Raw genomic sequence first — 4,397 nt, 5'->3', positions numbered from 1 at the left:
CGGCCGGACCGGGCGGGGCCGTCGCGGCCGACGGGGGCCGCGACACCACGGACGATCGCACCGAGGCACCGTTCCCGGCCCGAGGGCTCGTGATGCTGGGGGAGCCGCACGTCGGGGCCTACGCCCTGGCCGCGCGCCGGCGCCTGGAGCTGCTGTCCGAGGCCAGCGCCCGCATCGGCACCACCCTGGACGTGCGCCGCACCGCCGAGGAACTGGCCGAGACGGCGGTCCCGCGACTGGCCGACTTCGTCACCATCGACCTGCCCGACGCCGTCCTGCGCGGCGAGGAGTCCGCCGACCCCCTCGCCGACCTGCGCCGCACGGTGCTGTACGGCGTACGTGAGGGCCTGCCCTTCACCCCGCCCGGCAAGCGCATCGACTTCGGTCCGACCTCGCCCCAGCTACGCTGCCTGAACAGCGGCGAGGCGGTGCTGGAACCGGACCTGAAGGCCGCCGCGGGCTGGCTCGCCCAGGACCCCGAGCACACCGCACGCCTGCTGGCCCACGTCCAGTCGCTCATCGCGGTGCCCCTGCTCGCCCGCGGTGTCCTCCTGGGCATCGCCAGCTTCTACCGCGCCGGGAGCTCCTTCGGTGACGACGACTGTTCGCTGGCCCAGGAGCTCGTCACCCGCGCCGCCCTGTCCATCGACAACGCCCGGCGCTACACCCATGAACGCACCATGGTCCTGGCCCTCCAGCGCCGGCTCCTCCCGCACGGGCTGCCCGACCAGGACGCCGTCGAGGTCGCCCACCGCTATCTGCCCGCCGAGTCCGACGTGGGCGGGGACTGGTACGACGTCATCCCCCTCTCCGGTGCCCGCGTCGGGCTCCTCGTCGGCGATGTCGTCGGACACGGCATGCTCTCCGCGGCCACCATGGGCCGGCTGCGCACCGCCGCGCGCAGCTTCGCCGAGCTCGACTTCCCCCCGGACGAGGTCCTCGTCCACCTCGACAACCTCGTGGGGCGCCTGGACCGGGAGGACCCCGACGGCAAGGGCGCCGGCGTCATCGGCGCGACCTGCCTCTACGCCGTCTACGACCCGACCTCGCAGCGGTGCCTGATGGCCCGCGCCGGGCACCCGCCGCCCGCGCTCGTCCACCCCGACGGCACCGTGACCTACCCCGACCTCCCAGCCGGGCCCCCGCTCGGGCTCGGGGGCCTGCCCTTCGACGCCGTCGAGGTCGACCTCCCCGAGGGCAGTCAACTGGTCCTCTACACCGACGGCCTCATCGAGGACCGCAACCGTGACGTCGACGTGGTCCTGGAGCAGTTGCGCGCGGCCCTGGCCCACCCGGAGCGCGCCCCCGAGGACACCTGCCAGGCGGTCCTCGACACCGTGGCACCCGCGCACCCGCACGACGACATCGCCCTGCTCGTGGCCCGCGTCCACGCCCTGGACCCCGAACGGATCGCCGCCTGGGAGCTGCCCGCCGACCCGGCACTCGTCGGCGAGGTCCGGGCGGACGCCATGCGGCGGCTGACCGAGTGGGGGCTCGACGAGACCGCGTTCGCCGCGGAGCTGATCCTCAGCGAGCTGATCACCAACGCCATCCGGCACGGCGCCGCGCCCATCCGGGTACGGCTGCTGTACGGCCACACCCTGATCTGCGAGGTCTCCGACGCCAGCAACACCGCTCCGCATCTGCGCCGGGCCGCCGGCACCGACGAGGGCGGACGCGGACTGTTCCTCGTCGCGCAGCTCTCACAGAGCTGGGGCACGCGCTACCTCCCGGAGGGCAAGGTCATCTGGGCCGAATGCGGGCTCGACGCCGCATGACGCGTCCGCGGCCCGTTGGAGCCGCAGCACCCCGTAAAATGCCCGAAATGCTGTAATTTGATCGAGTGCGCGACGCTCCCGACACGCCAGCGAAGGCGGCTTCGCCCTTCGGACCGGAGCCCTTGGTCCGTATCCGCGGGCTCAGCAAGCGGTTCGGCGGGACCGTCGCGCTGGCCGGGGTCGACCTCGATGTGCACGCGGGCAGCGTGCTCGCCTTCCTCGGGCCCAACGGGGCCGGGAAGTCCACGCTCATCAAGGTGCTCGCCGGCGTCCATCACGCCGACGCGGGGCAGATCACGGTGGACGGGCAGCCGCTCGGCAGTCCCGCCGCCACCCGCGGCATGTCCTTCATCCATCAGGACCTCGGTCTCGTGGAGTGGATGACGGTCGCCGAGAACATCGCCCTGACCACCGGGTACGGGCGCCGGACCGGGCTGATCTCCTGGCGCCGCACCCGTGAGCGCTGCGTCGACGCTCTGCGCATCGTCGCCGCCCACCTCGACCCCGACGCGCCGGTCTCCGGGCTCGCGCCGGCCGACCGCTCGCTGGTCGCCATCGCCAGGGCCCTGGCGGCCCGCGCGAAGCTCATCGTCCTCGACGAGCCCACCGCCCGCCTGCCCGCCGCGGACAGCGCCCGGCTCTTCCACGTCCTGCACGACCTGCGCGACCGCGGCCACGCCGTCCTCTACGTCAGCCACCGCCTGGACGAGGTCTACCAGGTCGCCGACGCCTTCGCCGTCCTGCGCGACGGCCACCTCGTCAGCCACGGCAGCCTGGCGGACCACAGCCCGGCCCGCCTGGTCCAGGACATCGTCGGCGAGGAGGAGCCCCCTGCCGCCCGCCCCACCCCCGCCTACCCACCCACGCCCCAGGCAGCAGGGGCACCCCCCGTCCTGACCCTCGACTCCGTACGCACTCCCCTGGCCGGACCCGTCAGTCTGGAGCTCGCGGGCGGGGAGGTGCTGGGGCTGGTCGGGCTCTCCGACGCCGGGCACATGGACCTGGGCCGGGCCCTTGCCGGCGACCGGCCGATCCTGGCCGGGCGGGCCGTACTGCACGGACGGTCGTATCACCCCCGTACGGTCGCCGAGGCCGTCGGCCTCGGCGTGGGGTTCGTGCCGGGGGACCGGCTCCGGGAGAGCTGCCTCGCCGAGTTGACCGTGCGGGAGAACCTCCTGGCCAACCCGCGTGCGGGAGGTGTGGCGGCGCCGCGCTGGATCGGGCCCCGGCGCGAACGCGCCACGGCGGCCGCTCTGATCGAACGGTTCTCGGTCCGCCCTCGCGACAGTGAGACCCCCATCGCCACACTCTCCGGCGGCAACCAGCAGAAGGCCATGATCGGCCGCTGGCTGCGCACGGACCTGCGGCTGCTGATCCTCGAGGAGCCGACCGCGAGCGTGGACATCGGCGCCAAGGCCGCGATCCACCGCCTGCTCGACGAGGCCCTGGAGGCAGGCCTGGCGGTCCTGCTCCTGTCCACGGACTTCGAGGAGGTCGCGAGCGTGTGCCGGCGCACCCTGGTCTTCGTCCGCGGGTCGGTGACGGCCGAGCTCAGCGGCAGGGCGCTCACCGTCGCCGGGCTCACCCGGGCCGCCTCGGCCATGCCCCCGTCCAGCGCCGCGACGAACCCATGACGACCCCCCGGACCCGACCGCGCCGGCCGGGCGGGCACCACATCGGCGCCTACGGCCTGCTCGCCCTCACCGCCGTGCTCTACCTGGTCTTCTCCCTCGCCCTGCCGAACACCTTCCCCACCCTGGACACCGTCGACTCGATCCTGTCCAACCAGTCGATCCCCGCCGTCCTCGCGCTCGCCGCCATGGTCCCCATCGTCACCGGCGCGTTCGACCTGTCCATCGGCTACGGCCTCGGCCTGGCCCACGTGATGGTGCTGCAGCTCATCGTGAACGAGTCCTGGCCCTGGCCGCTCGCCTGCCTCACGGTGATCGCCGGAGGCCTGGTCGTGGGCGTCCTCAACGGCGTCATCGTCGAGTTCGGCCGCATCGACTCCTTCATCGCCACCCTGGGAACCGGCAGCATGCTGTACGCCGTGACCGGCTGGATCACCGACGGCAGCCGGATCGTCCCCGGCCCGCAGGGCCTCCCGCCCGTGTTCACCGACCTCTACGACTCCTCGTTCCTCGGCCTCCCGGTCCCCGCCTTCTACGTGCTCGCCCTCGCGGGGGTCCTCTGGCTGGTGCTGGAACGGCTGCCGCTCGGCCGGTACCTGTACGTCGTCGGATCGAACCCGCGCGCGGCCGACCTGGTCGGCATCCCGACCCGCAAGTACACCGTCTACGCGTTCGCCGCCTCGGGGCTGATCGTCGGCTTCGCCGGTGTGCTGCTCGCGTCCCAGCAGCAGATCGGCAACCCGAGCGTCGGCCTCGACTATCTGCTGCCCGCCTTCGTCGGCGCCCTCCTCGGCTCCACGGCGATCAAGCCCGGCCGTCCCAACGCCCTCGGCACCGTCGTCGCCGTAGCCGTCCTCGCCGTCGGCCTCACCGGCATCGCCCAGCTCGGCGCCGAGTTCTGGACGGTCCCGCTGTTCCACGGCGGCACCCTGCTCATCGCCGTGGGCCTGGCCGGATACGCCGCCCGGCGCAGGCTGCGCGGCGGGGC

The 4,397-nt window shown here is 73.6% G+C and carries 3 protein-coding genes; all 3 read left to right on the top strand.

Translation table 11 applies throughout. From position 1 onward, the window contains the following. Positions 1–1,778, top strand: a 1,778-nt coding sequence (locus ACFTZL_RS41715; protein ID WP_382594871.1) for a SpoIIE family protein phosphatase, incomplete at its 5' end; no start/stop codon positions are given. Between the two features lie 65 nt (positions 1,779–1,843). Continuing rightward, positions 1,844–3,412 carry a sugar ABC transporter ATP-binding protein gene (locus tag ACFTZL_RS41710; protein ID WP_382594868.1) on the top strand — a complete coding sequence of 523 codons (1,569 nt, stop codon included), beginning with the start codon at positions 1,844–1,846 and terminating at the stop codon, positions 3,410–3,412. Further along, the coding region (locus tag ACFTZL_RS41705) for an ABC transporter permease (RefSeq protein WP_382594865.1) at positions 3,409–4,397 on the top strand (989 nt) is incomplete at its 3' end. The genes ACFTZL_RS41710 and ACFTZL_RS41705, both read left to right, overlap by 4 nt.

Source organism: Streptomyces sp. NPDC056948 (assembly GCF_042674225.1).
GTDB classification, from domain to species: Bacteria; Actinomycetota; Actinomycetes; order Streptomycetales; family Streptomycetaceae; genus Streptomyces; species Streptomyces purpurascens.
This window is presented reverse-complemented; position numbering and strand designations above follow the sequence as displayed.